The organism is Methylocystis sp. B8, assembly GCF_005771425.1.
Classification (GTDB): domain Bacteria; phylum Pseudomonadota; class Alphaproteobacteria; order Rhizobiales; family Beijerinckiaceae; genus Methylocystis.
The window spans coordinates 413,052-439,744 of sequence record NZ_VBTZ01000001.1; the positions used below are offsets into that span (position 1 = coordinate 413,052).

At 62.3% G+C, this 26,693-nt stretch carries 18 protein-coding genes, 1 tRNA gene and 1 pseudogene; 6 read left to right on the top strand and 14 right to left on the bottom strand.

Annotated elements, in window-relative coordinates; all coding sequences use genetic code 11:
- Window positions 1-15 precede the first annotated feature (15 nt).
- Together FEV16_RS01975 and FEV16_RS01980 are read right to left on the bottom strand one after the other, a co-directional pair.
- Window positions 16-2,421 (bottom strand): penicillin-binding protein 1A, encoded by a 2,406-nt coding sequence (locus tag FEV16_RS01975; RefSeq protein ID WP_138165924.1) that lies wholly within the window; start codon window positions 2,419-2,421, stop codon window positions 16-18.
- Between the two features lie 360 nt (window positions 2,422-2,781).
- Window positions 2,782-4,023, bottom strand: coding sequence for an N-acetylmuramoyl-L-alanine amidase (locus FEV16_RS01980; protein ID WP_246657122.1), 1,242 nt, complete (start codon window positions 4,021-4,023; stop codon window positions 2,782-2,784).
- Window positions 4,024-4,680: 657 nt separating this feature from the next.
- Between FEV16_RS01980 and FEV16_RS01985 the strand changes: the two genes are divergently transcribed.
- Entirely contained in the window at window positions 4,681-7,617 is a 2,937-nt protein-coding gene (locus tag FEV16_RS01985) for a ribonuclease E/G (RefSeq protein ID WP_138165925.1), read from the top strand.
- A gap of 148 nt (window positions 7,618-7,765) precedes the next feature.
- Here the strand turns inward: FEV16_RS01985 and FEV16_RS01990 are convergent, their stop codons facing one another.
- The gene (locus FEV16_RS01990; protein WP_171015132.1) at window positions 7,766-8,932 is read right to left on the bottom strand and encodes a pyridoxal phosphate-dependent aminotransferase; all 1,167 of its coding nucleotides are present in this window, start codon (window positions 8,930-8,932) and stop codon (window positions 7,766-7,768) included.
- 123 nt (window positions 8,933-9,055) lie between these two features.
- Between FEV16_RS01990 and FEV16_RS01995 the strand changes: the two are divergent.
- Window positions 9,056-10,240 (top strand): annotated as a pseudogene (locus tag FEV16_RS01995) (DUF4010 domain-containing protein); the annotation flags it as partial.
- Window positions 10,241-10,357: 117 nt separating this feature from the next.
- On the opposite strand, the gene trxA reads toward FEV16_RS01995, so the two are convergent.
- The 10 genes from trxA to secA form a co-directional block, all read right to left on the bottom strand.
- Window positions 10,358-10,678 (bottom strand): thioredoxin, encoded by a 321-nt coding sequence (gene trxA / locus FEV16_RS02000; RefSeq protein ID WP_138166441.1) that lies wholly within the window; start codon window positions 10,676-10,678, stop codon window positions 10,358-10,360.
- 541 nt (window positions 10,679-11,219) lie between these two features.
- The gene (locus FEV16_RS02005) at window positions 11,220-12,755 is read right to left on the bottom strand and encodes an acyl-CoA carboxylase subunit beta (protein WP_138165927.1); all 1,536 of its coding nucleotides are present in this window, start codon (window positions 12,753-12,755) and stop codon (window positions 11,220-11,222) included.
- Between the two features lie 40 nt (window positions 12,756-12,795).
- Entirely contained in the window at window positions 12,796-13,458 is a 663-nt protein-coding gene (locus FEV16_RS02010; protein ID WP_138165928.1) for a hypothetical protein, read from the bottom strand.
- Window positions 13,459-13,546: 88 nt separating this feature from the next.
- A tRNA-Val gene (locus FEV16_RS02015) sits at window positions 13,547-13,622 on the bottom strand.
- A gap of 134 nt (window positions 13,623-13,756) precedes the next feature.
- A complete protein-coding gene (locus FEV16_RS02020; RefSeq protein WP_138165929.1) occupies window positions 13,757-14,038 on the bottom strand; it encodes an HU family DNA-binding protein in 282 nt (93 codons plus the stop codon).
- A 289-nt stretch (window positions 14,039-14,327) separates the two neighbouring features.
- Entirely contained in the window at window positions 14,328-16,754 is a 2,427-nt protein-coding gene (gene lon / locus FEV16_RS02025; protein ID WP_138165930.1) for an endopeptidase La, read from the bottom strand.
- 243 nt (window positions 16,755-16,997) lie between these two features.
- Window positions 16,998-18,263, bottom strand: a complete 1,266-nt coding sequence (gene clpX, locus FEV16_RS02030; protein WP_138165931.1) for an ATP-dependent Clp protease ATP-binding subunit ClpX — start codon at window positions 18,261-18,263, stop codon at window positions 16,998-17,000.
- Between the two features lie 231 nt (window positions 18,264-18,494).
- Entirely contained in the window at window positions 18,495-19,715 is a 1,221-nt protein-coding gene (locus FEV16_RS02035) for a 6-phosphofructokinase (protein WP_138165932.1), read from the bottom strand.
- A gap of 117 nt (window positions 19,716-19,832) precedes the next feature.
- Window positions 19,833-20,246 carry a surface-adhesin E family protein gene (locus FEV16_RS02040; RefSeq protein WP_138165933.1) on the bottom strand — a complete coding sequence of 138 codons (414 nt, stop codon included), beginning with the start codon at window positions 20,244-20,246 and terminating at the stop codon, window positions 19,833-19,835.
- Between the two features lie 17 nt (window positions 20,247-20,263).
- A complete protein-coding gene (gene secA, locus FEV16_RS02045; protein ID WP_138165934.1) occupies window positions 20,264-23,095 on the bottom strand; it encodes a preprotein translocase subunit SecA in 2,832 nt (943 codons plus the stop codon).
- A 347-nt stretch (window positions 23,096-23,442) separates the two neighbouring features.
- Between secA and FEV16_RS02050 the strand changes: the two genes are divergently transcribed.
- Together FEV16_RS02050 and FEV16_RS02055 are read left to right on the top strand one after the other, a co-directional pair.
- Window positions 23,443-23,736 carry a hypothetical protein gene (locus FEV16_RS02050; RefSeq protein ID WP_246657123.1) on the top strand — a complete coding sequence of 98 codons (294 nt, stop codon included), beginning with the start codon at window positions 23,443-23,445 and terminating at the stop codon, window positions 23,734-23,736.
- Window positions 23,737-23,775: 39 nt separating this feature from the next.
- Window positions 23,776-24,192, top strand: coding sequence for a DUF1036 domain-containing protein (locus tag FEV16_RS02055; protein ID WP_138165936.1), 417 nt, complete (start codon window positions 23,776-23,778; stop codon window positions 24,190-24,192).
- 5 nt (window positions 24,193-24,197) lie between these two features.
- Here the strand turns inward: FEV16_RS02055 and FEV16_RS02060 are convergent, their stop codons facing one another.
- Window positions 24,198-25,172, bottom strand: a complete 975-nt coding sequence (locus FEV16_RS02060) for a polysaccharide deacetylase (protein ID WP_246657124.1) — start codon at window positions 25,170-25,172, stop codon at window positions 24,198-24,200.
- Between FEV16_RS02060 and FEV16_RS02065 the strand changes: the two genes are divergently transcribed.
- Both FEV16_RS02065 and FEV16_RS02070 read left to right on the top strand, forming a co-directional pair.
- Window positions 25,171-25,602 carry a GNAT family N-acetyltransferase gene (locus FEV16_RS02065; RefSeq protein ID WP_138165937.1) on the top strand — a complete coding sequence of 144 codons (432 nt, stop codon included), beginning with the start codon at window positions 25,171-25,173 and terminating at the stop codon, window positions 25,600-25,602. The two genes, FEV16_RS02060 and FEV16_RS02065, sit on opposite strands and share 2 nt — an antisense overlap.
- An 8-nt stretch (window positions 25,603-25,610) precedes the next feature.
- Entirely contained in the window at window positions 25,611-26,594 is a 984-nt protein-coding gene (locus FEV16_RS02070) for a zinc-dependent alcohol dehydrogenase family protein (protein WP_138166443.1), read from the top strand.
- Window positions 26,595-26,693: the final 99 nt, after the last annotated feature.

Here is a 26,693-nt window from a genome sequence, read left to right on the forward strand (position 1 = left end):
CCCACCGCGTCTTGATCAGTAAAGGCCGCCAGTGCCGCTGCCGACCTGCTGATCCACGTCACTCGGCGTGTCGAGCTGACGCGGGCCGCCGCCGGCGGAATAGGCGTCAGGCGGCGCAGTCCCCGGCTTGAAGGCTTCGAGAATCGTGCCTGCTCCCGAAGAACGCAGGCCGGAATGCACGTCGACCGAAATGAGCTTGATCCCCGGCGGCACGCGGAACGGCGTATCCGGCTTGTCCTTCAAAGCGACCATCATGAAATCGCGAAAGATCGGCGCGGCGAATTGCGCGGCCTGTGCGTGGCTGCCAAGCGAGCGCGGACGGTCGTAGCCGATGAAGACGCCAACCGCGAGGTCAGGCGAGAAGCCGACGAACCAGAGATCCTTGGCTTCGTTCGTCGTGCCTGTCTTGCCGGCGAGATGCTTGCCGACGGCCCTGATTGAGACGCCGGTGCCGCGCTGGATGACGCCTTCCATGATCGACGTGATCTGATAGGCGGTCAGCGGATCGAGCACTTGTTCGCGCTTGTCGATGAGCTTCGGTTCGAGCTGGTTTTCCCATTGCGCCGCATCGCAGCCGATGCATTGGCGCTCGTCATGGCGGTAGAGCGTCTTGCCCCAGCGATCCTGAATTCGATCGATCAGCGTCGGCTTGATGCGCTTGCCGCCATTCGCCAGCATCGAATAGCCGGTGACCATGCGTAGAAGCGTGGTTTCGCCGGCGCCCAGCGCCATCGAGAGATAGGGCGTCATCTCGTCATAGACGCCGAAGCGCTTGGCGTATTCGGCGATGAGCGGCATGCCGACGTCTTTCGCTAGGCGCACCGTCATCATGTTCTTCGAATGCTCAACGCCGTAGCGCAGCGGATGCGCGCCGGTGCCGTGGCCGCCTTCGAAATTCTCCGGCGTCCAATAGGTGCCGTCAGCCTGCTGAATTGAGATTGGTTCGTCGAGAATCGACGAAGACGGCGTGTAGCCGTTGTCGAGCGCCGTCGCATAGACGAAGGGCTTGAAGGAAGAGCCGGGCTGACGCAGCGCCTGCGTCGCGCGATTGAACTCCGACTGGTCGAAGGAGAAGCCGCCGACCATTGAGAAGACGCGGCCCGTATGCGGGTCCATCGCCACCATGGCGCCAGAAATGTCTGGAATTTGCCGCAGACGATATTGGCCGGCGCGTCCCGCGAGCGGTTCGACATAGATCACGTCGCCGGGGGTCAAGGCCGTTCGCGGACCGCGGCCGGTCCAGCGCATGCCTTCGGCGGTTAGCGCGCCGGTTTCGCGTTCGCGAGCGACTTCTCCGGATTTTTCGCGCGCCGGCTGAAGGCCGATGCGCGCCGAGTCGCCGCTCACGTCGAGCACCACGGCGAGGCGCCACGGCTTGACGTCGCCAAGCGCTGGGATTGCGGCGAGCGTCACGCCCCAGTCGGAGGAGATGTCGATGTGGTTCATCGCGCCGCGGAAGCCATGCGCTTCGTCAAAGCGCACGAGGCCGTCGGCCAAGGCCTTGCGCGTCAGCGCCTGCATCTTGGGATCGAGCGTGGTGCGAACCGAGAGGCCGCCCTCGTAAAGCTTCTTCTCGCTATATTGCTCCAGCAGCTGACGTCGCACTTCTTCGGCGAAATAGCCGGCGACATAAGTGTTGGGCGAGAGCACGCGCGGATTGACGCCGAGCGGTTCGGCCTTCGCCTTCGCGCCTTCTTCGGCGGTGACATAGCCGTCGGCGATCAGGCGATCGATGACGTAATTGCGGCGCTCAATGGCGCGCTCGCGATTCTGAAACGGATGATAATTGCTCGGCGCCTTAGGAAGCGCGGCGAGGTAAGCGGCCTCGGCGAGCGTCAGCTCATTGACCGATTTGTTGAAGTAGTTGAGCGCGGCGGCGGCGACGCCGTAGTTTCCAAGGCCGAGATAGATCTCGTTTAAATAAAGTTCGAGAATCTTGTCCTTGGGGTAGGCGGCTTCAATCCGGAAGGCGACAAGCGCCTCGCGAATCTTGCGCTCGATCGAGCGCTCATTGCCGACGAGGAAGTTTTTAGCGACCTGCTGAGTGATGGTCGAAGCGCCTTGCACATGGCGGCCACCCTGGGCGAGCACCGTCACGGCGCGCATCACGCCTTCGGGGTCGACGCCGAGGTGGTTGTAAAAATTCTTGTCTTCGGCGGAGATGAACGCCTGCTTCACCATTTGCGGAATCGCCGAGCTCGGCAGGAACAGCCGGCGTTCATGCGAATATTCGGCAAGGATGGAGCCGTCGCCTGCGTGAAGCCGCGTCGTCACCGGCGGCTCGTAGTTTCGCAGCTGCTCGGTGTCCGGCAGGTCTTTGGAGAAATAGTAGATCAGCCCGGCCCCGGCGATCGATCCAACAAGGAAGACGATCGTCGCGGTCGCGAAGACGAAGCCCAAAAACCTTGCGAGCATTCGCATGAAATATCACCCTTAGAGCAGCCGGCGCCGGGCGTCGGCTCGTGTTTCCAATGTCGAATTCCGTTTCGCGACGCTGCGGAACGGGCCTATCCGGCGCGCCAGCCGGTTCGTCCGGCTCAGATATAGTGAGCGCTCGCGCCTTTTGCGCCGCCCCTCTAACAAGGCCCCGTTTGGCTCATTACACCATTTGGCGACTTCCAGCGTCCGTTCCCAGCGCCCTTGTAGCGGAGGTCGCCGGCTGGCGAAATTGGCCGCGGAACAGGCGGCTTATCAGCAGCGCCGCGCCTGCTTCTCCTTAGACCGCTTGCGGCTCGAAAGGCCGAGCGTCTCACGCGCCTGGGTTTGCCCCAATTTTGTGTTTTATTGTGGGCGCAGGGAGCCCGCGGGGGCCCGCGCTTCCCGGCTATGCGCGCTGAAATAAGCGTCAATCGCGTCGGCGGTTTTCTGCGCTGCGCGTTCGCGCCACTCTTGCGACGTCAGCCGGACGAGATCCTTGTCGCTCGAGAGATACCCTAGTTCGAGCAGCACTGAAGGCACGTCGAAGGCTTTGAGAACGACGAAGCCTGCGGAGCGGCTCGGATTCTTGTTGAGCGCGCCGACTTCCTTCCAGAACGAGATCAGCGAATGCGAAAACTGGCGGCTATACGCGCGGGTTTCGCGCCGCGTCAGTTCGAACAATATGTCGCCGACTTCTTCGGCTTCCGCTTTGCTCTCAAGACCGGCCGCCTGATCGGCGAGATTTTCCTTCTCCGCCATCCGCGCCGCTACCGCATCCGACGCCCGCTCGGAGACCGTGTAGACGGTCGCCCCCTCGACAGCTGTCGCGGCGAGCGTGTCAGCGTGAATGGAGATAAATAGCGACGCATTGTTTTCACGGGCGATTCTGACCCGCTCGGCAAGCGGGAGAAACGTGTCTCGGTCGCGAGTCAAAAGGACGCGCGCTCGGCCGGCGTCTTCAATCTTATGCCGCAGAGCGCGCGCGAACTCGATCACCACATCCTTTTCCAATTCCCCATTTTTGCCGGTCGCGCCCATGTCGACGCCACCGTGACCGGGATCGATGACGACCATGGGTTTGTCTGTCGGCGACTGCGCCGCCTGCGGCGTAGGCGACGGCGGATCAAAGGGCTGAGGCCGCGCCTGTTCGGCGACGGTCGCGGCGAAGTGAGCGGCGCTGGTCGGCGCAAGCTCGATGACGAGGCGCGGGCCCCCGACGGCCACTTCGCTGTCCGCCTTGAGAATTTTCGCGGGGCCAGCGAGATCGATGACGACCCGCGACCGCCCCGGCGCAAACGTGCCATACCTATATGATTTTATGAGTTTGTCGCTCGTCGACAGGCCGGCGTTCGCCTCCATGCGGAAAAGCGTTTCGGGCAGATCGACGATGATGCGCGGCGGATTTGCCACCGGGTGCGCCGCGACCGGCGGCAAGCCGGTAAGGTCAAAGATGAGGCGGGAGCGATCGGAAAGGCCCTCGATGCGGGCGGCAAGCGCAGAGATTTCCTTGTGCTCTTCAGCCGCAACAGGCCGCTCGGGCAGGCGCCAGGCCAAAAGAAGCCCGAAGGCCGCTGAAAGGAGCAGAGATGGCGGCCCTCGGCGCAAAACGGTCCTCCTCACAACGGTCCTTAAATGGTCCGGCAAACGCCGATTTTGAAAGAGCGTCGTTAACGCATCGTTAGCTTATCTGAAAGTCGCACCCCCGGGGGGCATTCTTTCTCACAAAATTTTCAGTGAATAGCCGAGTCGGCGCTTGCGCCGCCCGGCGGCGATCGATATGTAGGGTGAAAGCTGCGGAATTCCGCGGCGCGATCATTGCCGCTCGACGCGGCCGTCAAAATCGAGCCAACGGAATTTCGGGACAGTTGACGTCTTCCCGTTACGCCGCCGACTAGGCCGTAACGATTAATCGCCGCCTTTAAGGCGTCGCGAAAGGTTTTTTGACGATCTCATGGCCGGGACCGTGATAGGCGCAAGAGCAGGCGTTTTCCCCGTGCGGCTGGTTCGCGCGGCGGGGCGCAGCTTCGCCAATTACATGGCTTCCCGGCTCGCTCGTCATTTCTCCATGACGAGGCGCGTCGCGCTTCTTCGTCCCGCCGGCTTCTACGCCGGCCAGCGTATCGCAGGCCTCAAGCCTGTCTCATTTCTCCCAACAAACGTTCGCGCCTCAAGGCTGCGCCAAAGAGCGGTCGCCGAGTCCCGTTTCGGACTCAGGCTTGCCCCGTTGGCGTCGTTGCGCGCGACGCCGCAGAAGAGTCCCCCATGGCTAACAAGATGCTCATCGACGCCTCCCACCCGGAGGAGACCCGCGTAGTCGTTCTGCGTGGAAACCGCGTTCAAGAATTCGATTTCGAGGCTGCCGACAAAAAACCGCTACGCGGCAACATTTATCTCGCGAAAGTCACGCGAGTGGAGCCGTCCCTTCAGGCCGCCTTCGTCGACTACGGCGGAAACCGTCACGGCTTTCTGGCTTTCGCCGAAATTCACCCCGACTATTACCAAATTCCCGTCGCCGACCGGCAGGCGCTGCTCGAGGAAGAGAGCCGCGTCCATCAGCAGGCCGAAGAGGAGGAACGCGAGCGCGCCCCGCATGGCCGTGGACGCCGCTCGCGTCGCCGCCAATATGAGGGCGCTGAAAAACGCGCCAGCGCCGACGAGGCGATAACGAGCGAGCCCATCGACGAAGCGGCCGAAACTCCGATCGTCGAGGACCAAGCCGAAACCGGTTTCGCGGATTCGGAAAGCGCGCCGGAATCAGCCGCGGGAGCCGGACCGAAAGCAGTTGTCGAGGCGGAGCCGGTCGCGAGGGCTGAAGCCAAGGCCGAAAGCCCCGAGTCCGGCAAGGCTGACGCCAGTGAGACCCAAGCCGCCGAGGCTCAGGTTGAAGAGGATGGCGAGGCGGAAGAGGGCGAACAGCTTGTCCTGTCGGCGCATCACGAACAGATTTCTGTCGATCCTGCTGGCTTCGGCTCGGTCGAGACCGGAGAAGCCGACGAGTTCGCCGTCGACGCGCAGGAGCCGGATCATGAACTGAAAGCGCGACGTCAGGATGAGCGCGACGAGGCGCGTGAGCGCGCCCGCGAGGACGAGGCGGTCGAAGTTAGCGCCCGCGCCGAGCCGCCGGTTGAGTCGCATGACGAGGAAGAGCACGACGACGAGGAAGATCACGTCGAACATATCGGCGGCGACGCCATGGACGAAGCGCCCTATCGCGCGCCCCGTCCGCGCCGCCAATACAAGATTCAAGAGGTCATCAAGCGCCGCCAGGTGCTCCTCGTTCAGGTCGTCAAGGAGGAGCGCGGCAACAAAGGCGCGGCGCTCACCACATATCTTTCGCTCGCCGGCCGCTATTCGGTGCTCATGCCCAACACCGCGCGCGGGGGCGGCATTTCGCGCAAGATCACCGATGGCGCCGATCGCAAGCGGCTCAAAGAGATTGTTCATGATCTCGAAGTGCCGGAGGGCATGGGCGTCATCCTCCGTACGGCCGGCGCGACGCGCACCAAGCAGGAGGTCAAGCGCGACTTCGAATATCTGCTGCGTTTGTGGGAGAGCGTGCGCGAATTGACGCTTCGCTCCTCGGCGCCGACGCTCGTCTATGAGGAAGGCTCGCTGATCAAGCGCGCCATTCGCGACCTTTATGGGCGCGACGTCGAGGAAGTCGTCGTCTCGGGCGAAGACGCCTATCGCGAGGCGAAAGATTTCATGCGCATGCTGATGCCGAGCCACGCCAAGAACGTGCGCTCGCATCGCGAGGCTTATCCGATCTTCGCCGAAAGCGGCGTCGAGGCGCAGCTCGACGCGATGTTCTCCAACCACGTCACGCTCAAATCCGGCGGCTATCTGGTCATCAATCAGACCGAGGCGCTTGTCGCGATCGACGTCAACTCCGGGCGTTCGACGCGCGAGCATAATATCGAGGACACGGCGCTTCGCACCAACCTCGAGGCCGCGGACGAAGTCGCGCGGCAACTGCGACTGCGCGATCTCGCCGGGCTGATCGTCGTCGATTTCATCGACATGGAGGAGAGCCGCAACAATCGCGCCGTCGAGCGACGCCTCAAGGACGCGCTGAAAAATGATCGCGCCCGCATTCAGGTCGGCCGCATCTCGCATTTCGGCCTGCTCGAAATGTCGCGTCAGCGTATACGCGCCGGCGTGGTTGAGGGCTCGACGGTGCTATGTCCGCATTGCGCCGGCGCCGGCCATGTGCGCTCAACCGCCTCCATCGCGCTGCATGTATTGCGTGTGTTGGAAGAGGCGCTGGTCAAGAGTTCGGCGCATGACGTAACGCTGCGGACCCGCGCTGTGGTGGCGCTCTACATCCTCAACCAGAAGCGGGCCCATTTGCAGGAACTGGAGCGCCGCTTCGGCGTCCATATCACGGTGGCCGCCGACGATACGCTCACCGGCGCCACATATCACGCGCTCGAGCGCGGAGAACTCGCCACTGGACCGCGCCTACCACAGCGCGATGCGCCTTTGCGCGTCGATTCCATTCGCGCGGAACCTCTCGAAGAGGAGGCGGCTGAAGAAGCGATCGCCGGCGAACTGGTCGAGGCCGAAATGGAAGGCGTCGAGGCAAGCGGCGAGCGGCGTGATGAGAATGGCGGTCCGCGCTTTGGCGCGGATGATGAAGGCGCGTCGCGCGGCCGTCGTCGCCGTCGTCGCCGCGGCCGTGGCGGCGGGCAGGGCGGCGAACATTTGCCGCCCGGCGCCGAACAGCCTTCTGACGAAGGTCTCGCTATTATGGCAGCGATCGAAGGCGCGCCGGCGCCCGCCGAGGAGCGGCCCGACCGCCGCGGCGGCAGACGCGGGGGTAATCGCGGTCCCGATCGCGGCCCGGGCCGTTGGCGGCGATCCGCGCCCTTGCCCGAGGAATTCAGAGATCCTTCCGCCGTCTTCCCGTCTGAAGAGGGCAGCGAAGAATCGCAAGCGCTGATTCCTTCGGGCGAAACTCCTATGCCGCAGTTCCTTCCCGCGTCTCCTGTGAACGGGGCCGAGATCGCGCCGCCCGCCGAATCGCGCGCGAGTGCGCCGGCCGCTCAGATCGTTCCGTCCGAGGCGCCGGCGCCCCAGCCTGCGCCGCAACCGGTTCCGCGACGCGAGCCGACGGAAGTGGTCATTACGGAGGCGGATCCTAACCGTCCGAAGAAGGGCGGCTGGTGGCAGCGGGTGCGCACGCCTTTCGGCGGGTAAACTCCCAAGGAGGCCTGTTGAGCAGGTGTTTATCGTAACGCCCCTGCAAGCGGGGAGAGGGGTAATCCGCACTACGCCTACGCCTCTTCTCCCCGCTCGCGGGGAGAAGTGAGATGAGGGGCTTGGGGTTTTTCGTAGCCGAAAGACGCTATAGCCCGACGAGCCACGCCTCGAGTCGTTCGACTCCTTCCGCGACATCCGCCGCCGCGCCTGCGTAAGAGATCCGCAGCGTTTTCGCGCCGCGCCGTGGATCGAAATCGACGCCGGGCGTCGTCGCGACGCCAGCTTCACGCAGCATCCTTTTGCAGAATCCGATTGAGTCGTCGGTGAACCGCGAGACGTCGGCGTAAATGTAAAAAGCGCCGTCGGGCGGCGCGAATTTATCCAACCCCAGTTGGGGAAGTCGGTCGAGCAGAAGCGCCCGGTTGCGCGCATAAGCGGCGCGGTTCGCCTCCAATTCGTCGCTTGCGTCGAAAGCCGCGAGCGCCGCGCGCTGCGACAACGTCGGCGCGCAGATCGCGAGCGACTGTTGCAAGCGCTCGAGCGAACGCATGAGTTCTGGCGCGGCGACCAGCCAGCCGAGACGCCAGCCGGTCATCGCGTAATATTTCGAGAAGGAATTGATGACGAGAGCGCGTTGCGAAAAGCGCAGCGCGGTCTCCGCCCGCCTCTCATATTCGAGGCCGTGATAAATCTCGTCGGAGACAAAGACGATTCCGGCTTCGTCGCAGAAGGCGCAAATTCGCGCCAGCTCGTTGCGCGCGATCATCGCGCCGGTCGGATTGGCTGGACTCATGAAGAGCGCGCCGTGGACCTTCCTGTCGCGATGAGCCGCTTCGAGCATCGCCGCGGTAGGCGCAAAGCGCGTCTCCTCATCGACATCGAGCAGCACTGGCTCTAGCCCCAGCGCGGAAAGAATATTCGCGTAAGCCGGATAGCCCGGCGCTGTCAGCGCGATCCTCGCTCCTGGATCGAAAGCTGCGAGAAAAGCGAGCAGAAAGCCGCCCGACGATCCGGTCGTGACGATGATGCGATCGGGCGAAACATCGATTCCATAGCGCTCGCTATAGTGGCGCGCGATGCGAGACCGTAGCTCAGCGTCGCCGAGCGCCTCGCCATAGCCGATGAATCCGTGGCGTAGCGATTCGGCGGCGGCCTCGCGCACGCGGCGCGGGGCGGCGACGCCAGGCTCGCCAAGCTCCAAATGAATGATATTGCGGCCAGCGCGCTCCAAGGCTTTTGCGTCGCGCAGCACGTCCATCGCCATGAAAGGCGCGACACTGGAGCGGCGGGAGGGAAGCGAGGGTAACTTCATAGGCATGTTTTATTGCCAATCTGGATGAGGCGCACGGTCTCCTTGCCGCGCGCCATATTATCTTGAGCGGGACTCGGGCCTAATTTTCAGGAGCAGATGTGGCGCACGCCACAAAGAGAAGAAATGTATGAATTAAGCGCCGTAGAGCTGATACAGAGATTGTTGATCGCATTGGCGATCGGACTGCTCATCGGTCTCGAACGAGGCTGGACGTCGCGCGACGAAGCGGAGGGCGAACGCGCCGCAGGCCTTCGCACGAATGGCCTGGCGGCGCTGCTCGGCGGCGTCTGGGGCGCAATCGTTCAGCCTTTCGGCGCTTCCGGCGTCATCGCTTTGGCGATCGCCTTCGTTTTCGTCGGCGCATTGATCGGCGTCTATCGTTACCGAGAAAACGTGCATGACGAGACCTTCGGCGCGACGACGGCCGTGGCGGCCTTGCTCGCCTTCTCGCTCGGGGCCTTTGCGGTCATCGGCGATATTCAGGGGGCCGTCGCGGCGGCGGTGGCGACGACGGCGATCTTGGCGCTCAAGGCGTTTCTCCACGGCCTCGTCGCGCGCATTACCTGGGACGAGCTACGCTCCGGACTGGCGCTGCTCGTCATGAGCTTCATATTGCTGCCCGTCCTGCCCAACCGCGCCATCGATCCGTGGGATGCGGTGAACCCTTTCGAATTGTGGCTGATGACCGTGCTGATCGGCGTGATTTCCTTCGCCGGCTACGTCGCCGTAAGGGCGATCGGCTACCGCCACGGAGTCGCCGTCGCCGGCATGGCGGGAGGACTGGCGTCGTCGACCGCGGCGACGGCGGCGATGTCGCGACTGGCGCGTGAACATCCGTCGCAGGCTGGCGCGTCCGCGGCGGGCGCAATCTTCGCGAATGCGATCATGGCGCCGCGCATCCTCGCAATTATCGCCGTCATCAATCCAACGCTCGCTTGGCGCTTGGCGCCGCCAGTCGTTGCCGGCGGCGTTCTTTTCGCGCTTGCCGGCGTTTTTTTGCTGCGACGAAACGGCGGCGAGCGGCCCGGCGAAGCGAGCGATCTTTCACTCGGCAATCCGCTCGATCTTGTCGCGGTGCTCAAATTCGGCGCTCTCCTTGCGACGGTGATGGTCCTTTCGCGGTTCGCGACTCATTTCGCCGGAAGCGCCGGCGCTTATGCGCTCGCAGCCGTTTCAGGCATCGTGGACGTCGACGCGATTGGGCTCACCATGGCGCGCCTTGGTTCGACCGAGATCGGCGCAAAGGCGGCTGCAGGAGCCGTCCTGCTGGCGCTCCTGTCGAACACGGCGTCCAAAATCGTGATGGGTTTCGTGATCGGCGGCCCCGCGATGGGCCGCAGACTCGCCGCCGCTTCCACTCTCGCAATCGCTGGCGCCCTCATGGCGCTTTGGGCGACGGGGCTTACAGACCTGTCGGTCTATCGCTCAGACGGCAGCGGTGATCCACCGCGACAATTCGCCCTTCGGCGCGGCGCCGACCTTTTGCGCGGCCGCCTTGCCGCCCTTGAACAAAATGAGCGTGGGAATCGATCGTATGCCGAGCTTGCTCGCGACGGCGGGGTTCTCGTCGATGTTGAGCTTAACGAACTTGACCTTGCCCTTCATTTCCGTGGCGATCTCCTCGAGCGCCGGGGCGATCATGCGGCAAGGACCGCACCATTCCGCCCAAAAATCGACAACGACCGGCTCGTCTGACTTGAGCACTTCCTGTTCGAAAGTGGCGTCGGTAATCTTTTGCGTGGACATAGCCGGCCTTTCAGTGGGGCGTTCGATGAGGCGTGCGCGGAAGGTAGGAAGCGCGCCATTGCCCGTCAAGGCGACGGCATAAGCCACGCTAAGGCCTTTCGCAATTGCCGAGACTTGCGTTCTTTCGCCGAACAAGTCGAAGAAACACAAAGAGCGGGGATGGCGTCCCGCCGCTCCCCGCTCTTTGGCACCCCGTCCTTAACCGAAAAGAAACGCCAAGCTCCGAAGTCTTAAGTCGCTCCGATAGCCTGTTCGCGGGCTCAATTTTCGAGCCTCCGGCGAACCGCGTTCTGTTCGGCGTCCTCCCCGACTTGGACCGTAGCTGGGCCTAATTCCTGCGACGCATTCGACGCTTAGGCTTTTACCCAACCAACCTGGCGAGCGCACACTATGACAAAACGGGCGGCCTGTCACTTCAAAAATGTGCACTTTGGCGAATTTTGTGATGTGGCGCCGCTGATTTAGGCGGGGCCGCCGCCGCGCCAAATTGGCGCAGCGCGATAGGTCGGCGGGGCCAGTCGGCTCACCGCTGTTGCAGCGGTCACAACGGAATGTTGTCGTGCTTCTTCCAAGGATTTTCCAACTCCTTGTGACGAAGCAGCGCGAGCGCGCGCGCGATTCGCTTGCGCGTCGAATGGGGCATGATGACTTCGTCGATGTAACCACGCTCCGCGGCGACGAATGGCGACAGGAATCGGTCCTCATATTCCTTGGTGCGCTGAGCGATCTTCTCCGGATCGCCGAGGTCTGAGCGAAAGATGATTTCGACTGCGCCCTTCGCGCCCATGACGGCAATCTGCGCCGAAGGCCATGCATAGTTGACGTCGCCGCGAAGATGTTTTGAAGCCATAACGTCGTAGGCGCCGCCGAACGCCTTGCGCGTGATGACGGTCACCTTCGGCACGGTCGCTTCGGCGTAAGCAAATAGCAGCTTCGCGCCATGCTTGATCAGACCGCCATATTCCTGTGCGGTGCCGGGGAGAAAGCCCGGAACGTCGACAAAGGTGACGATCGGAATATTGAAGCAATCGCAAAATCGCACAAAACGCGCCGCCTTCTTTGACGCGTCAATGTCGAGCACGCCGGCGAGCACGAGAGGCTGGTTGGCGACGAAGCCGACCGTGCGTCCTTCGATGCGGCCGAACCCGACGACGATGTTGCGCGCGTGCGCATCTTGAATCTCGAAGAAGTCGGCCTCATCGACGACCTTATGGATGAGCTCCTTGATGTCGTAAGGCTTGTTCGGATTGTCGGGAATGATCGTGTCGAGCGAATCGTCGAGGCGGTCCACTTCGTCGAACGCCGGCCATTCCGGCGGCTCCTCCTGATTGGAAGAGGGCAGGAAATCGATGAGCCGTCGCATTTGCAGCAGCGCTTCGACGTCATTGTCGTAAGCGCGATCGGCGATTGAGCTCTTCGTCGTATGCACCGAGGCGCCGCCGAGTTCTTCCGCCGTCACCGTCTCATTCGTCACCGTCTTCACGACGTCAGGCCCGGTGACAAACATGTAGCTCGTGTCGCGCACCATGAAGATGAAGTCGGTCATCGCGGGCGAATAAACGTCGCCGCCGGCGCAAGGACCCATGATCACAGAGATCTGCGGAATGACGCCGGAGGCCAGCACATTGCGCTGAAACACTTCGCCATAGCCGCCGAGCGCCGCGACGCCCTCCTGAATGCGCGCGCCGCCGGCGTCGAAGAGGCCGATGATCGGCGCGCGATTCTTGAGCGCCATGTCCTGCAGCTTGGTGATCTTCTGCGCGTGAGTCTCCGAAAGCGAGCCGCCGAAAACCGTGAAGTCTTTGGCGAAGACGAAGATGGCGCGGCCGTTGACCGTGCCCCAGCCGGTGACGACGCCGTCGCCCGAAATCTTCTCGCCCTGATCCATGCCAAAATCGGCGCAGCGATGGGCGACGAACATATCGAACTCTTCGAAGGACCCGTGGTCGAGCAAGAGATCAATGCGTTCGCGCGCAGTGAGCTTGCCGCGGGCGTGCTGCGCTTCAATGCGCTTATGGCCGCCGCCGAGTCGCGCGGACGCGCGCCGCTGTTCGAGCCCATCGAGAATATGTTTCATGTCCTGCCCTGTTACTGATTATGACTGTTGTGGGGCGCGCTTACAGCTTGCGTGAGCCAAGCCGCCAACGCGCGATGTCAGCGCCGGTCAACATATAAAGCTTGTCGGGCGAAGTCCGCTCCGCGAGCTTCACGAGTTCGGTGCTGACGCCCATCATTGTCGCGTAGCGCGAAAGCGTCTGAAGCATGCCGCCCTCGTCCAAGTTGCGTTGGCGGACGAATCCGCCTTCGGCGATGTCGAAATTCGTCGAATAGTTGAACATGCGGTGTACGCCGACGCTACTCTCCGGGGGGATCACACGCTTCCTGCCGCCCATCAGCGCATAGACGCAAGCCGAGTAGCAGCGGCCGGATACCAGCGCCATTGTGCGCGATTGATCCGCGGCAGGACGGGCGACGATCACCGCCATGCCCAGCTTGCGGATGGCCTGGCCGAGCTCCATCGAGGCGACGACCTTTCCGCCGGGCGAGTCGAGCAGCACGATGCCGTGCAGATTGCCGCCGCGAGCATTTTCGCGCACGAAAGCGAGGAAAGCGTCCGGCGTCGCTTCGCCAATTTCGCCCTGCGCCGCAATCACCTGCGGGCAATTCGCGCCGCAGCCGCCGGAATTCACCCCGACGACGCGAAAGCTCATCTCTTCGGCGCGCGCGGCCGAGGCGGAGATGATGCAAAGCGCGAACAGGGCGGTTGTGATTAGTCGCATCCGGGAGGCCTTCTTTTTTCCGAGTAGCCTAAAAGGAGTTCCCGGGTCTTGGAACATGAAATCCCGCGCCGCATGATGACGTCGCCGGTGGTGGGCGGTGACGGTCTCGAACCGCCGACCCTCTCGGTGTAAACGAGATGCTCTACCAACTGAGCTAACCGCCCAAACGACGCTGCGCGCATGCTGGGTTTTAAGGGCGGGGTTTGCGCGAGGCAAGCTGGCTCAAAGCTACGGCCGCCGGAGGTCCCGACGGCCGTTGTGATTTCAACCTTTGAGGCTCGCGCCGTCAAAGCGGGATTTACTTGGCCTTATTGAGCGCGGTCTTCAGCGTCGCGCCGGGCTTGAAGCGGGCGCTTTTTGACGCGGGAATTTTGATCTCTTCGCCGGTCGCTGGATTGCGGCCCTTGCCGGCGGCGCGCTTCTTCACCGAAAAGGTGCCGAAGCCGACGAGGCGGACTTCGTCGCCCTTTTTGAGAGCCTTGGTGATGCCGTCGATGACGGCGTCGATGGCGGCCGCCGCCGCCGCTTTCGAGGTCTCCGTCTCGTTCGCGACGTGCTCGACGAGTTCCAATTTGTTCATGGCTTTTCCTTCTCCTTCGCTGCGAGCCGCCCGGCGTGAGAATGCGCGACCTCGAATCGGCATTGCGCAGCGAAGGCGAGTGTTGGTCTCGAATCGCAGGAAAAGCAAGGGATGCCGGACGTCAAAGGCGCAGAATCGCTGGATTTCCGGAGGAAATGGCCGTTGCGAAGCCAAATGCTCATGCATTCCGGGCGTTGCGGAGCGCACATCGGTAGGTTTGAAAAAGAAAGAGCCCCGCCAGCGCGGGGCTCTTAAGTCTTTCTATGTCTTTCGCGGAACGCTCAGGCGGTCAGTGCGCGCGCACGCCTGAACCGTCATCCTCGCCGATGGCGCCATGCTTGGCGATGGCGGCGGCGTCTTCCTGCCATTCGATTGGCGTGGGCTGCGAGACGAGCGCGTGACGCAGCACCTCGTCCATGCGCGCGACGGGCACGATTTCCAGGCCGTTCTTCACCGCGTCGGGGATTTCCGCCAGATCCTTGGCGTTCTCCTCGGGGATCAGCACCTTCTTCAAGCCGCCGCGTAGGGCCGCCAACAGCTTCTCCTTCAAGCCGCCAATCGGCAGGACGCGGCCGCGCAGCGTGATCTCGCCAGTCATCGCGATGTCGCGCTTGACGGGAATGCCCGTGATGATCGAGACGATGGCCGTGGCCATCGCCACGCCCGCCGACGGCCCATCCTTGGGCGTCGCGCCTTCCGGCACGTGCACGTGGAAATCGCGGCGGTCGAAGACGGGCGGTTCGACGCCGAAGTCGACGGCGCGCGAGCGCACATAGGACGCCGCCGCGGAGATCGACTCCTTCATCACGTCGCGCAGATTGCCCGTGACCGTCATCTTGCCCTTGCCGGGCATCATGACGCCTTCAATCGTCAGTAATTCGCCGCCGACCTCAGTCCAGGCAAGTCCCGTGACGACGCCGACCTGATCTTCGAGTTCGGCCTCGCCATAGCGGAATTTCGGCACGCCGAGATAGTCCGAGATGTTCTCGCTCGTGATGACGATCTTCTCCTTCTTCTTGAGAAGGATTTCTTTCACCGCCTTGCGCGCGAGATTGGAGATTTCGCGCTCAAGATTGCGCACGCCAGCTTCGCGCGTATAGCGGCGAATAAGAGTGAGCAGGCCGTCGTCGGCGATCATCCATTCTTCAGGCGCAAGACCATGCTTATGCACCGCGTTGGGGATGAGGTGCCTGCGCGCGATCTCGGCTTTCTCGTCCTCTGTGTAGCCGGCGATGCGTATGATCTCCATGCGGTCCATCAGCGGCGGCGGAATATTGAGCGTATTCGCCGTCGTCACGAACATCACGTTCGAAAGGTCGTAATCGACTTCGAGGTAATGGTCGTTGAACGTGGCGTTCTGCTCAGGGTCCAGCACTTCGAGCAGGGCCGACGACGGGTCGCCGCGGAAGTCCATGCCCATCTTGTCGATTTCGTCGAGCAGGAAGAGCGGATTGGACGTCTTGGCCTTGCGCATCGACTGGATGATCTTGCCGGGCATCGAGCCGATATAAGTGCGCCGGTGTCCGCGGATTTCCGCTTCGTCGCGCACGCCGCCAAGCGACATGCGCACGAATTCGCGGCCGGTCGCCTTGGCGATCGACTTGCCGAGCGAGGTCTTGCCGACGCCGGGCGGGCCGACGAGGCAGAGGATCGGGCCAGTCAGCTTATTGGCGCGGCTCTGCACGGCGAGATACTCAAGGATGCGCTCCTTGACCTTCTCGAGACCGAAATGCTCGGCGTCGAGCACTTCCTCCGCCTGTCCGAGATCGCGCTTCACCTTGGAGCGCTTGCCCCACGGGATCGACAGGATCCAGTCGAGGTAATTGCGCACGACGGTGGCTTCGGCGGACATCGGCGACATCTGCCGCAGCTTCTTGAACTCGGCGAAGGCCTTGTCGCGCGCTTCCTTGGAGAGCTTGGTGTTCTTGATCCGCTCTTCGAGCTCGGCGAGATCGTCCTTGCCGTCCTCGTCGCCCAGCTCCTTCTGGATCGCCTTCATCTGTTCGTTGAGGTAGTATTCGCGCTGCGTCTTCTCCATCTGCCGCTTGACGCGCGTGCGAATGCGTTTCTCGACCTGCAAGACCGAGATTTCGCTCTCCATCAACGACAAACATTTTTCGAGTCGCCGCGCGACGCTGGCCGTCTCGAGTACGTCCTGCTTTTCGGCGATCTTAACCGAAAGGTGAGACGCGACCGTATCGGCGAGCTTCGAATAGTCGTCGATCTGCGTCACCGCGCCGACCACCTCCGAGGAGACGCGCTTGTTGAGCTTCACATAGCTTTCGAATTCGGCGATCACCGAACGGCCGAGCGCTTCGACCTCGACCGGAGAGCCGAGATCATCGGCCAGAACTTCGGCGTCCGCCTCGTAATAGTCGTCTGCGCGGGTGTAATTGCGCACGCTGGCGCGCGCCACGCCCTCGACCAGCACCTTCACAGTGCCGTCGGGCAACTTCAGAAGCTGCAGCACCGAGGCGAGCGTGCCGATTGAATAGATGGCGTCGGTCGCCGGATCGTCGTCGCCGGCGTTCTTCTGTGTGGCGAGCAGAATGAGCCTATCAGATTTCGTCACCTCTTCGAGCGCGCGGATGGATTTCTCGCGCGCAACGAAAAGCGGGACAATCATGTGCGGAAAGACGACAATGTCGCGTAGCGGCAGCACCGGATAGCTTTCGACCGCTCCGGGCATTACGGCGTCTCGCTTTTCGTTCGACATTCTTTTTGTCCTGTCCTCGACCGCGCCCCGCTAAAGCGGCGACGCGCAGACCGCAGGCGATTTTGGGTTTAAGGCCGCGATACGGTCGCCCGCCGTTTTCGCGCCAATAAAAGACCGCCGGCGATCGCGCCCGACGGTCCCGTTAACGCAAATGGTATACACGAACTATCGATTCAAGGCGCTGCGGCGCCCAAGCTTAATCCGGAAATCGGCGGCGCGTCGACCGCCCATCTATCAGCGCCGTCAGGCGCTCGCGCCGCTCTTTTCGCTGCGCTCGGCGTAGATGTAGAGCGGCCGGGCTTTACCCTCGACGACTTCCGGTCCAATGACAACTTGTTCGACGCCCTCCAAGCCTGGCAGATCGAACATCGTGTCTAGCAAGATTCCTTCCATGATGGAGCGAAGGCCACGCGCGCCGGTGTGGCGTTCGATCGCTTTGCGAGCGACGGCCGACAGCGCGTCGTCCTGGAAGGTAAGTTCGACGTTTTCCATCTCGAAGAGCCGCTGATACTGCTTGACCAGCGCGTTCTTGGGCTCGGTGAGGATGCGCTTGAGGGCGTCCTCGTCGAGATCTTCGAGCGTCGCAATGACCGGCAGACGGCCGACGAATTCGGGGATGAGCCCAAATTTTAGCAGGTCTTCGGGTTGCACCTGCCTAAAAATGTCGCCGGTGCGACGCTCGTCGGGCGCCTGCACAGTGGCCCCGAAGCCGATCGACGTGTTGCGGCCGCGAGCGGAAATGATCTTCTCGAGCCCGGCAAAAGCCCCGCCGCAGATGAAGAGAATATTCGTCGTGTCGACCTGCAGGAACTCCTGCTGCGGATGCTTGCGCCCGCCCTGCGGCGGCACGGAGGCGACAGTGCCCTCCATGATTTTCAGGAGCGCCTGCTGAACGCCCTCGCCCGAAACGTCGCGGGTGATCGACGGGTTGTCGGACTTGCGCGAAATCTTGTCGATCTCGTCGACATAGACGATGCCGCGCTGCGCGCGCTCGACATTATAGTCGGACGCCTGCAGAAGCTTGAGAATGATATTCTCGACGTCCTCGCCGACGTAGCCCGCCTCGGTCAGGGTCGTGGCGTCGGCCATGGTGAAGGGCACGTCGAGGATGCGCGCCAAAGTCTGCGCCAGCATGGTCTTGCCGACGCCGGTCGGCCCGATCAGCAGAATATTGGACTTTGCGAGCTCTACGTCGCCATGTTTCGTCGCATGATTGAGACGCTTGTAATGGTTATGGACCGCGACCGAGAGAACGCGCTTGGCCTGGGCCTGGCCGATGACATAGTCGTCCAGAACCTTACAAATCTCTCTCGGAGTCGGAATGCCGTCGCGCTGTTTAACCAGTGAGGATTTGTTTTCCTCGCGAATGATGTCCATGCACAATTCGACGCATTCGTCGCAGATGAACACCGTCGGTCCGGCGATAAGCTTGCGCACCTCATGCTGGCTCTTGCCGCAGAAGGAGCAGTAAAGCGTGTTTTTGGAATCGCCGCCGCCGACCTTGCTCATATTCTTCTCCCATCGGGCCGGACTGCCGGGCGAATCGGCCCGAATGCCTGTGATACCGGCGCCAAACTAACAAAAGGTGAGAGCGGTTGGCGTTCCCGCTTCCATCCATCGTTTCGGTCGTCAGCGACGAGCGCCCGAGAACCATGACTGGTTAGTGTATTTTAGACGACGGCCAAATTGCAACCTTCGCCGGAAATTCGTCAAAGCAAGAAGGGCGCCTACGTCGTAGGCTCATGTGGTGAGGATCTTGGGAACCCGATTGAGCCGCAACCGATAGGCGTCCGGCATGCCGCTTCCAAGCAGCGGGCGGAGATAGAGCCGGAAGGCGTCCGTGACGTCTGTGCCGCACGGGCTAATGTATTCGTCCGGCATCACTTTTGTCTTGGCGGCGATCTCTTCGAGCGGCGTCAGCTGATAATCGACTGAGTAGAATCCCGTCCGATGGATCGTCACCGAGCCGTCCCGGTCGCCCCAAATGGCGTATTGCACGGCCTTCTCGCCGACCTCGCGCGCCTCCCGCTGGTCGACGTCCGAGACGCAGCCGACGAAGCTCCTCTGAACATAGCCGAAAGTGTCGGCCCGCACCCGCTTGAATCCCAGCCGGTCCTTCACGAGGAGGGTGAGCTCGTCGGCAAGCGCGCCGCCGCCCAGGTGGACGTTGCCGTGGTCGTCCCGCTCGACCGTCCTGGCGAGCTTTTCGGCGATCGGCGTATGGTTTTCGTCGCAGACGCCCTCAGAGACGGCGACGACGCAGCGGCCGTATTTCGTCATGGTCGCCTTCACGTCGGCGAGGAATTTGTCGACGATGAAGGCGCGCTCGGGGATGTAGATGAGGTGCGGGCCGTCGTCGGGGAATTTCTTGCCGAGCGCTGAGGCGGCGGTCAGAAACCCCGCGTGTCGGCCCATGACGACCGCGATGTAGACGCCCGGCAGGGACCAATTGTCGAGATTGGCGCCGGCGAAGGCCTGCGCCACCCAGCGCGCCGCCGAGGGAAAGCCCGGCGTGTGGTCGTTGACCATCAGATCATTGTCGATGGTTTTCGGAATATGGACGGTCCGCAGCGGATAGCCGGCGTTCTTTGCTTCCTGCGAGACGATGCGCACCGTGTCAGATGAGTCGTTGCCGCCGATATAGAAAAAACAGCCAATTCCATGCGCCCGCAGAACGCGAAAGATTTCCTGACAATATTTGAGGTCCGGCTTATCGCGGGTGGAGCCGAGCGCGGAAGACGGGGTGCAGGCGACGAGTTCGAGATTATGGGTCGTCTCCTGGGTGAGGTCGACGAAATCCTCATTGACGATGCCGCGAACGCCATGGAACGCGCCATAGACCCGCTCGACCTCGCGAAACTTGCGGGACTCCAGCACGGCCCCGACGAGCGACTGGTTGATGACGGCGGTGGGCCCTCCGCCCTGGGCGACGAGCACTTTAGAAAAATCGATGGCGGTCACGACAAGCTCCTGGAAACGCCGGCGGCGGCAGATGTCCCGCACGGTGCGGAACAACGGCGCTTCGCCAGCGCTGCGCTTATATTCTCAGGCAGGGGGCCGTTCAAATCGGCGTGAGGGCTACTCTGACGACTTGCTCGCGCAGACCTTGGCGAAGAGCCCCTCGTAATAGGGCGGCACCGCGGACCAACCGTCTTTTGGCGGATATGGCTTGGTGATCTTTCCTTCGCCCATCTGGCCCTGACGCCAGCCGCCGCCCCCGGATCTGTATTTCCGATTGGCGCAATCGAACGACACTTTCTCGATTTCCGAGAGGCCTTTTTCGGCGAGGCCGAATGCGGCGGCTTTTGGCGAGGCGGCGTCGTAATCAGTGAGCGCGTCGATCGTGACGATTCCATCGGCCGACGCGCTACGGGATCCGGCGTCCATGTAAATGGTCGAAAAATCGTCGCTCGAGACCTGGACCCATTCGGCGCGAGCCGATGCGGAAGAAGCGAGCGCCGACATGAGAGCAGAGGCGCTGATCTTCCACATGGCGGTTTTCATGCCGGCTAAACCAACGCGCCGTGGCAATGCTTGTATTTTTTGCCCGAGCCGCAAGGGCAGGGCTCATTGCGGCCGACCTTGCCCCAGGATCCGGGATTGGCGGGGTCGCGCGGCTGCGCGGCGGTTGCTTCGCCAACCGTCGCAAGGCCGCGCGCTGAAAAATCCGCCGTCGCCAAGCGCGCATTGAGGTCGTTGAGCGCGGTCTGCTGTCCGCCGCCGATCAGCGCCTCCGGATTTGGATGCGACATCTCCATCGGCGGCAATTCCGGCGGCGCGGATGGCGGCGCCTCGAATGACACTTCGACGCGCATCAATTGCGCAGTCACCGTTTCGTCCCAGCGCGTCATCAGACTCTTGAAGAGCTCCAGCGCCTCGGACTTATACTCATTGAGCGGATCGCGCTGCGCCATGCCGCGCCAGCCGATCACCTGCCGAAGATGATCGAGCGCGACAAGATGTTCGCGCCACAGCGTATCGAGAGATTGCAGCACGACCTGCTTCTCGATCATACGCATCAGCGGCTCGGTGTTCTTTTCGACGCGTTCGCCATAGGCCGTATCCGCCGCCTCTAGCAGGCGCTCTTTGATCTCCTCGTCGGCGATGCCTTCTTCCTTCGCCCAGTCGGCGACCGGCAGATCGAGATTGAGCTTCGCCTTCACTTCTTGCGCAAGACCCTCGACATCCCAGGCCTCGGCGTAGGCGTCATGCGGAATGTGTTGCGACACCATTGCGTCGATCACGTCGGCGCGCATATCGCCGACCTGCTCTTCGACGCTCTCCTCATCCATGATTTCGCGCCGGCGCTCGAAAATCACCTTGCGCTGGTCGTTCATGACGTTGTCGAATTTGAGGATGTTCTTGCGGATGTCGAAGTTGCGCGCCTCGACCTTATGCTGCGCCTTCTCGATCGCCTTGTTGATCCACGGGTGGACGATGGCTTCGCCTTCCTGCAATCCGAGCTTCACCAGCATCGAGTCCATGCGCTCCGAACCGAAGATGCGCATGAGATCGTCTTGCAGCGACAGGAAGAATTTCGAGCGGCCCGGGTCGCCCTGACGTCCGGAGCGGCCGCGCAGCTGATTATCGATGCGCCGGCTCTCGTGGCGCTCCGTGCCGACGATGTAGAGGCCGCCGGAAGCGATCGCCTTTTCCTTGAAGTCGGCGACTTCCTCGCGGATTTCCGCTTCCTTCTTGGCGCGCGCGTCGCCTTCGAGACCGGCGCATTCCTGCGTCACGCGCATTTCGACATTGCCGCCAAGCTGAATGTCGGTGCCGCGGCCCGCCATGTTGGTGGCGATGGTGATCGCGCCAGGCACGCCCGCCTCCGCCACGATATAGGCTTCCTGTTCGTGGAAGCGCGCGTTGAGCACCGCGAAGAGTTTCGACGGCTTGCCCGAGCGCGCCGCGTCATAGAGTTTGGAAAGGCCCTTCGGATCGGCGAAGTCGATCATCTTGTATCCCTGCGACAGCAGGAACTCCGCCAACTGCTCCGACTTTTCGATTGAGGTCGTGCCGACGAGCATCGGCTGCATCCGTCCGTTCGCGTCCTTGATCTCGGCGGCGATCGCGTTGAGCTTCTCTTTGAAGGAGCGATAGACCTCGTCGTCCTCATCGAGGCGGCAGACCGGGCGGTTTGTCGGAATTTCGACGACGTCGAGCTTGTAGATTTCGGCGAATTCGTCCGCCTCTGTCGCCGCCGTGCCGGTCATGCCGGCGAGCTTGTCATAGAGACGGAAATAATTCTGGAAGGTGATCGACGCGAGAGTGACGTTTTCAGGCTGAACCTGAACGCGCTCCTTCGCTTCGAGCGCCTGATGCAGACCTTCCGAATAGCGGCGGCCGGGCATCATGCGGCCGGTGAATTCGTCGATGATGACCACTTCGTTGTTGCGGACGATGTAGTCCTTATCTTTTTGAAAGAGCTTATGCGCGCGCAGCGCCTGATTGACGTGATGCACGAGCGTGACGTTGTGCGCTTCATAGAGCGCGCCGTCGGTCAGCGCTCCCGCTTCGACCAGCAGCTCTTCCATGTGCTCATTGCCAGCGTCGGTCAGGTGAACCGTGCGCTGTTTCTCGTCGAGCTCGAAGTCGTCGGCGTTGAGCTTCGGGATGAGCCTGTCGATCGTGTTGTAGAGATCGGATTTATCGTCGATCGCGCCCGAGATGATGAGCGGCGTGCGCGCCTCGTCGACTAGGATCGAGTCCACTTCGTCGACGATCGCGAAATTATGTCCGCGCTGCACCATCTGCGAGAATTCATATTTCATATTGTCGCGCAGATAGTCGAAGCCGAATTCGTTATTAGTGCCGTAGGTGATGTCGCAGGCGTAGGCGGTCGCGCGGTCGTCGTCCATCAGATCGTGCACCACGACGCCGACGCTCATGCCGAGAAATTTGTAGATCTGGCCCATCCATTCGGCGTCGCGTTTGGCCAGATAATCGTTCACCGTGACGACATGGACGCCTTTGCCTGCGAGCGCGTTGAGATAGACGGCGAGCGTGGCGACGAGGGTCTTGCCTTCGCCCGTGCGCATCTCCGAGATCGCGCCTTCATGCAGCACCATGCCGCCGATGAGCTGGACGTCGAAATGGCGTTGGCCTAGGGTGCGCTTGGCCGCCTCGCGCACTGTCGCGAAGGCCGGAACGAGCAGGTCATCGAGCGTCTTGCCGGCTGTGAGTTCTTCACGAAACTGGCGGGTGCGATCCCGCAGCTCTTCGTCGGTCAGCGCCTCGACTTGCGACTCCAGGGCATTGATCGCATTGACCTTCGGCGCATAGGTCTTGAGACGGCGATCATTGGCCGTGCCGAAAATCTTCTTGGCGAGTGCGCCGATCATTCTTGCGAACCTCTCTCCCGCGCAGCGTCTGCCGCCTTCTCGGCGCGCCGGGGGACGGCTGCCGGCGGAACGTCGCATAAAGCATGAATAACATCCGCCTGCGACATCGCCCCAATGGCGGCGGGGCGCCGAGATTGACGCGGCGTTTCCGCCGGAGAGATAAGAGCCGCCAGAAACCTTGTCAATGTAAGGGATTTCCGCGCAACGCTATGTGGAACGGGACTGGCTCATCGCCTGAGGGTAAGCCAAATGGACGTTGACGGCGATCAACGCCGAGCCTAGCGTTGGCTCGCCATCCTATTTTAGGGCCGCGTCTTTATCTGCGGCGCATTTACATGGAGGCTCTTTTGACGAGACGTCATTATTTGCTGGTCACGGCTTTAGGCGCCGCGATTGTTCTTTACGGCGCGACGGCGCAGGCCCAGCGCCGAACCCCGTCCGGATCCGCCGTCAGCCCGACGGAACATTTCGGCGATAAGGCGCCTCCAAAGGAAGAGGCTGCGCCCCCGAGCAAGAAACCGATTTCCGGTGAGGAGGAGGCTCGGCCCGGCGTCGGCGAAGTTTCCAAGGAACCGCCCGTTCCGACCAAGGCGCGCTCCATCCGTTTGGATCCTAAGGCCCAGCCTACGCCCAAGCCCTAATTTTCATTGCGTCCCGGCGCATTTTGCAACGAGGGGACTATGCGCAAATTTTTGATCTTATTGGCGACGCTCAGCGTCATCTGCGGGCCGAACGCCGCTCAGGCCTGGTTCAAATTTCACAATAAAACGAACGCCACAGTGTGGGTGTCGTTCCTCTGGTATTCGCCGGGCTGTTCCGACGGCGGAGATTGGACAAAAAAGGGCTGGTGGAAATTAGACCCCGGCCAGACCAAGACGGTCTTTGGCCAGGATCTGCAGAGCGTCAACACCTATTATTATTGGTATGCCGAATCGAACGACGGCGCGAAATGGAGCGGTCCTTTCAATATCTGCGTGCCGCAGAGCGCGTATCAGTGGTGCATCAACACCTGTTGCACGCCGACGTGCCGGACAGTCGGCTTCCGCGAGAAATATATCGGCAGCTACAACAATTACACGATCAATCTCGTCAAATAGCGCGCTTAACGCGCTTCATTGAGCGGCCGCAGCGGGCGGGGCATCGCGCCCGTGTCCATGAGCCGCGAAAACAGTTTTATGCCGACTGGCTCATTGCCATTGGGGTGCACGAGCACGATCGAGCCCGGTCGGGGCCTTAGGCCGAGCGCCAGCCAGCTGTCCGCCCCGAGCGGGATCAGATGGCGATCTCGGATATGCTCCAGCAGCGCGGAATCTGCGACCAATCCTGGAAATCGAAAAAAGACCGATGGCGTCGCCCCTTCAGCGATGATGAGCTTTTCCGTCTCGAATATCTCGCGATCGACATCCACGCCCGGGCGCAGAAAATAATTCTGCCTGTCTGGAAGACCGGCGACATAGGGATGGCTGTAGGAATGGCTTGCCCATGTGATAGCGAGCGCTCCGGTCCGCGCCTTTTCGCGCAGCCAGGCGAAATCGGCGCGATGATGCGCAAGCCATGCGCCCGAGACGGCTAGCGCGACCGGCGTATGTGGGCCCTGCGCGGCGAGCTTTTCGAAGAAGGCGCGGTCCAGCGGCTTGTGTGTGGGACAGAGATCGCCGGTGACGAAGGCGCCGTCTCCGGCCCCTTGAATGAGGCCAGCGTTGACGAGCGCCGGCGGGCGCGCCGAGTCTTGAGTCGGATGCAGCGCCTTCAAATAGCGTGTCTCGGCCTGCGCCGCGTCGCTCGTCTCTTCGCAGCGCCAGCACGCCGCGCGCTCCAGCGAAGTCTGCAATGATTGCGGATCGACTGTGAGAAGCAGCGCCTCTCCGTCGACGTTCATCCGTCGAATGGCGAGTCGCGACTCGTCACCATTATCGCAGGCTTCGAAAACCGGCGGGTAGTCGCGCACCCGCTCATCAGCCGGCGTGGGGCCGGGCGTGATTTCGACAGGCGCGCAGGAGATCTCTTCGCCATACGCCGTTGCGGCGCCGGCGACGGACGCCCACAATAGCAGCACGAGGAGCCGTCTTACGATCATGATCAAAAACGAAGTGGTTGAGAAAATCGCTTTTTCAATCGAGTCAGCCGAATCGGCCGAGCTTGCGGCAAGGCTCGGCGAGGAAGTTGCGGCCCAGTTCGGCGCGCGCGATGAAAGGCCCCTTTCAATAGTGGCGCGCGATGCGCAGGGGGCGTTCGTCGGCGGACTCAATGGCGTCTCGCACTGGCGTTGGCTTTACGTTCGTCATTTGTGGGTGGAGAAGTCACAGCGCGGGCGCGGCCTCGGACGTCGGGTTATGACGGAAGCCGAGCGGCTCGCCCAGGAACGCGGCTGCGTCGGGGTCTATGTCGACACATTCGACCCGCAGGCGGCCGCCTTCTATGAAGCTCTCGGATTTACGCGAGCGGGAAAGATCGTCGGCTTTCCTCCCGGACATGCGCGGCTCTTTTTTAGAAAGTTGCTGCGTTGACAGTGATGATGAAGGCCATGGTCCTGCAGCGGCCGAATACGCCGCTTGTCTTGGAGGAGCGACCGCTCCCAATTCCCCGGGCCGGCGAACTGCGGCTCAAGGTTGAAGCTTGCGGCGTTTGCCGCACCGATCTTCATGTCGTCGACGGCGAACTCACGCAGCCGAAGCTTCCCATCATTCCGGGCCATGAAATCGTCGGGCGCGTCGATGCGATCGGCGCCGCCGTGACTGGTTTCTCCCCGGGGCAACGAGTCGGCGTTCCTTGGCTCGGCCATACCTGCGGGCATTGTCCCTACTGCATGAGCGCGCGCGAAAACCTATGCGACGATCCGCTCTTCACCGGCTACACGCGCGACGGCGGCTATGCGACCCACGCTGTCGCCGACGCCTCTTACTGCTTCCCACTGCCGGAGAGCGGCGATCCGGCGACGCTCGCGCCGTTGCTCTGCGCGGGTCTCATCGGCTGGCGCACGTTGAAGATGGCGGGTCCGGCGGTAGTGATTGGGATCTACGGCTTCGGGGCCGCCGCGCATATCATCGCTCAGGTCGCGATCGCGCAGGGCAAGCGCGTTCACGCTTTCGTGCGGCCGGGCGATCAGGCTGCTGCTGATTTCGCGCTGTCGCTTGGCGCCGCGTCAGCGCAGGACTCTGACGCGCCCCCGCCCGAGCCGCTCGACGCCGCGTTGATCTTTGCGCCGGTCGGCGCGCTTGTCCCGCGCGCCCTCGCCGCGACGAAGAAGGGCGGCGCCGTCGTCTGCGGCGGCATTCACATGAGCGACATTCCGAGCTTTCCCTATGCGCTGCTCTGGGAGGAGCGGCGACTTCTGTCGGTGGCGAACCTCACGCGCGAAGATGCGCGCGAGTTTCTCGCGCTGGCCCCGACGTTGCCGCTGAAGATGCACACGGCGCGCTATCCGCTCGCGAAGGCGAACGAGGCGCTTGCTGATTTGCGCGAAGGTCGGCTGCAAGGCGCAGCGGTGCTCATCCCGTAGTCGGTCAACGCGCGAAGCCTCGACATTTGGCCGTCATTGCGAGGCGCGTAAGCGCCGAAGCAATCCAGGCCGCTTCGCGATTCTGGATTGCTTCGCCTT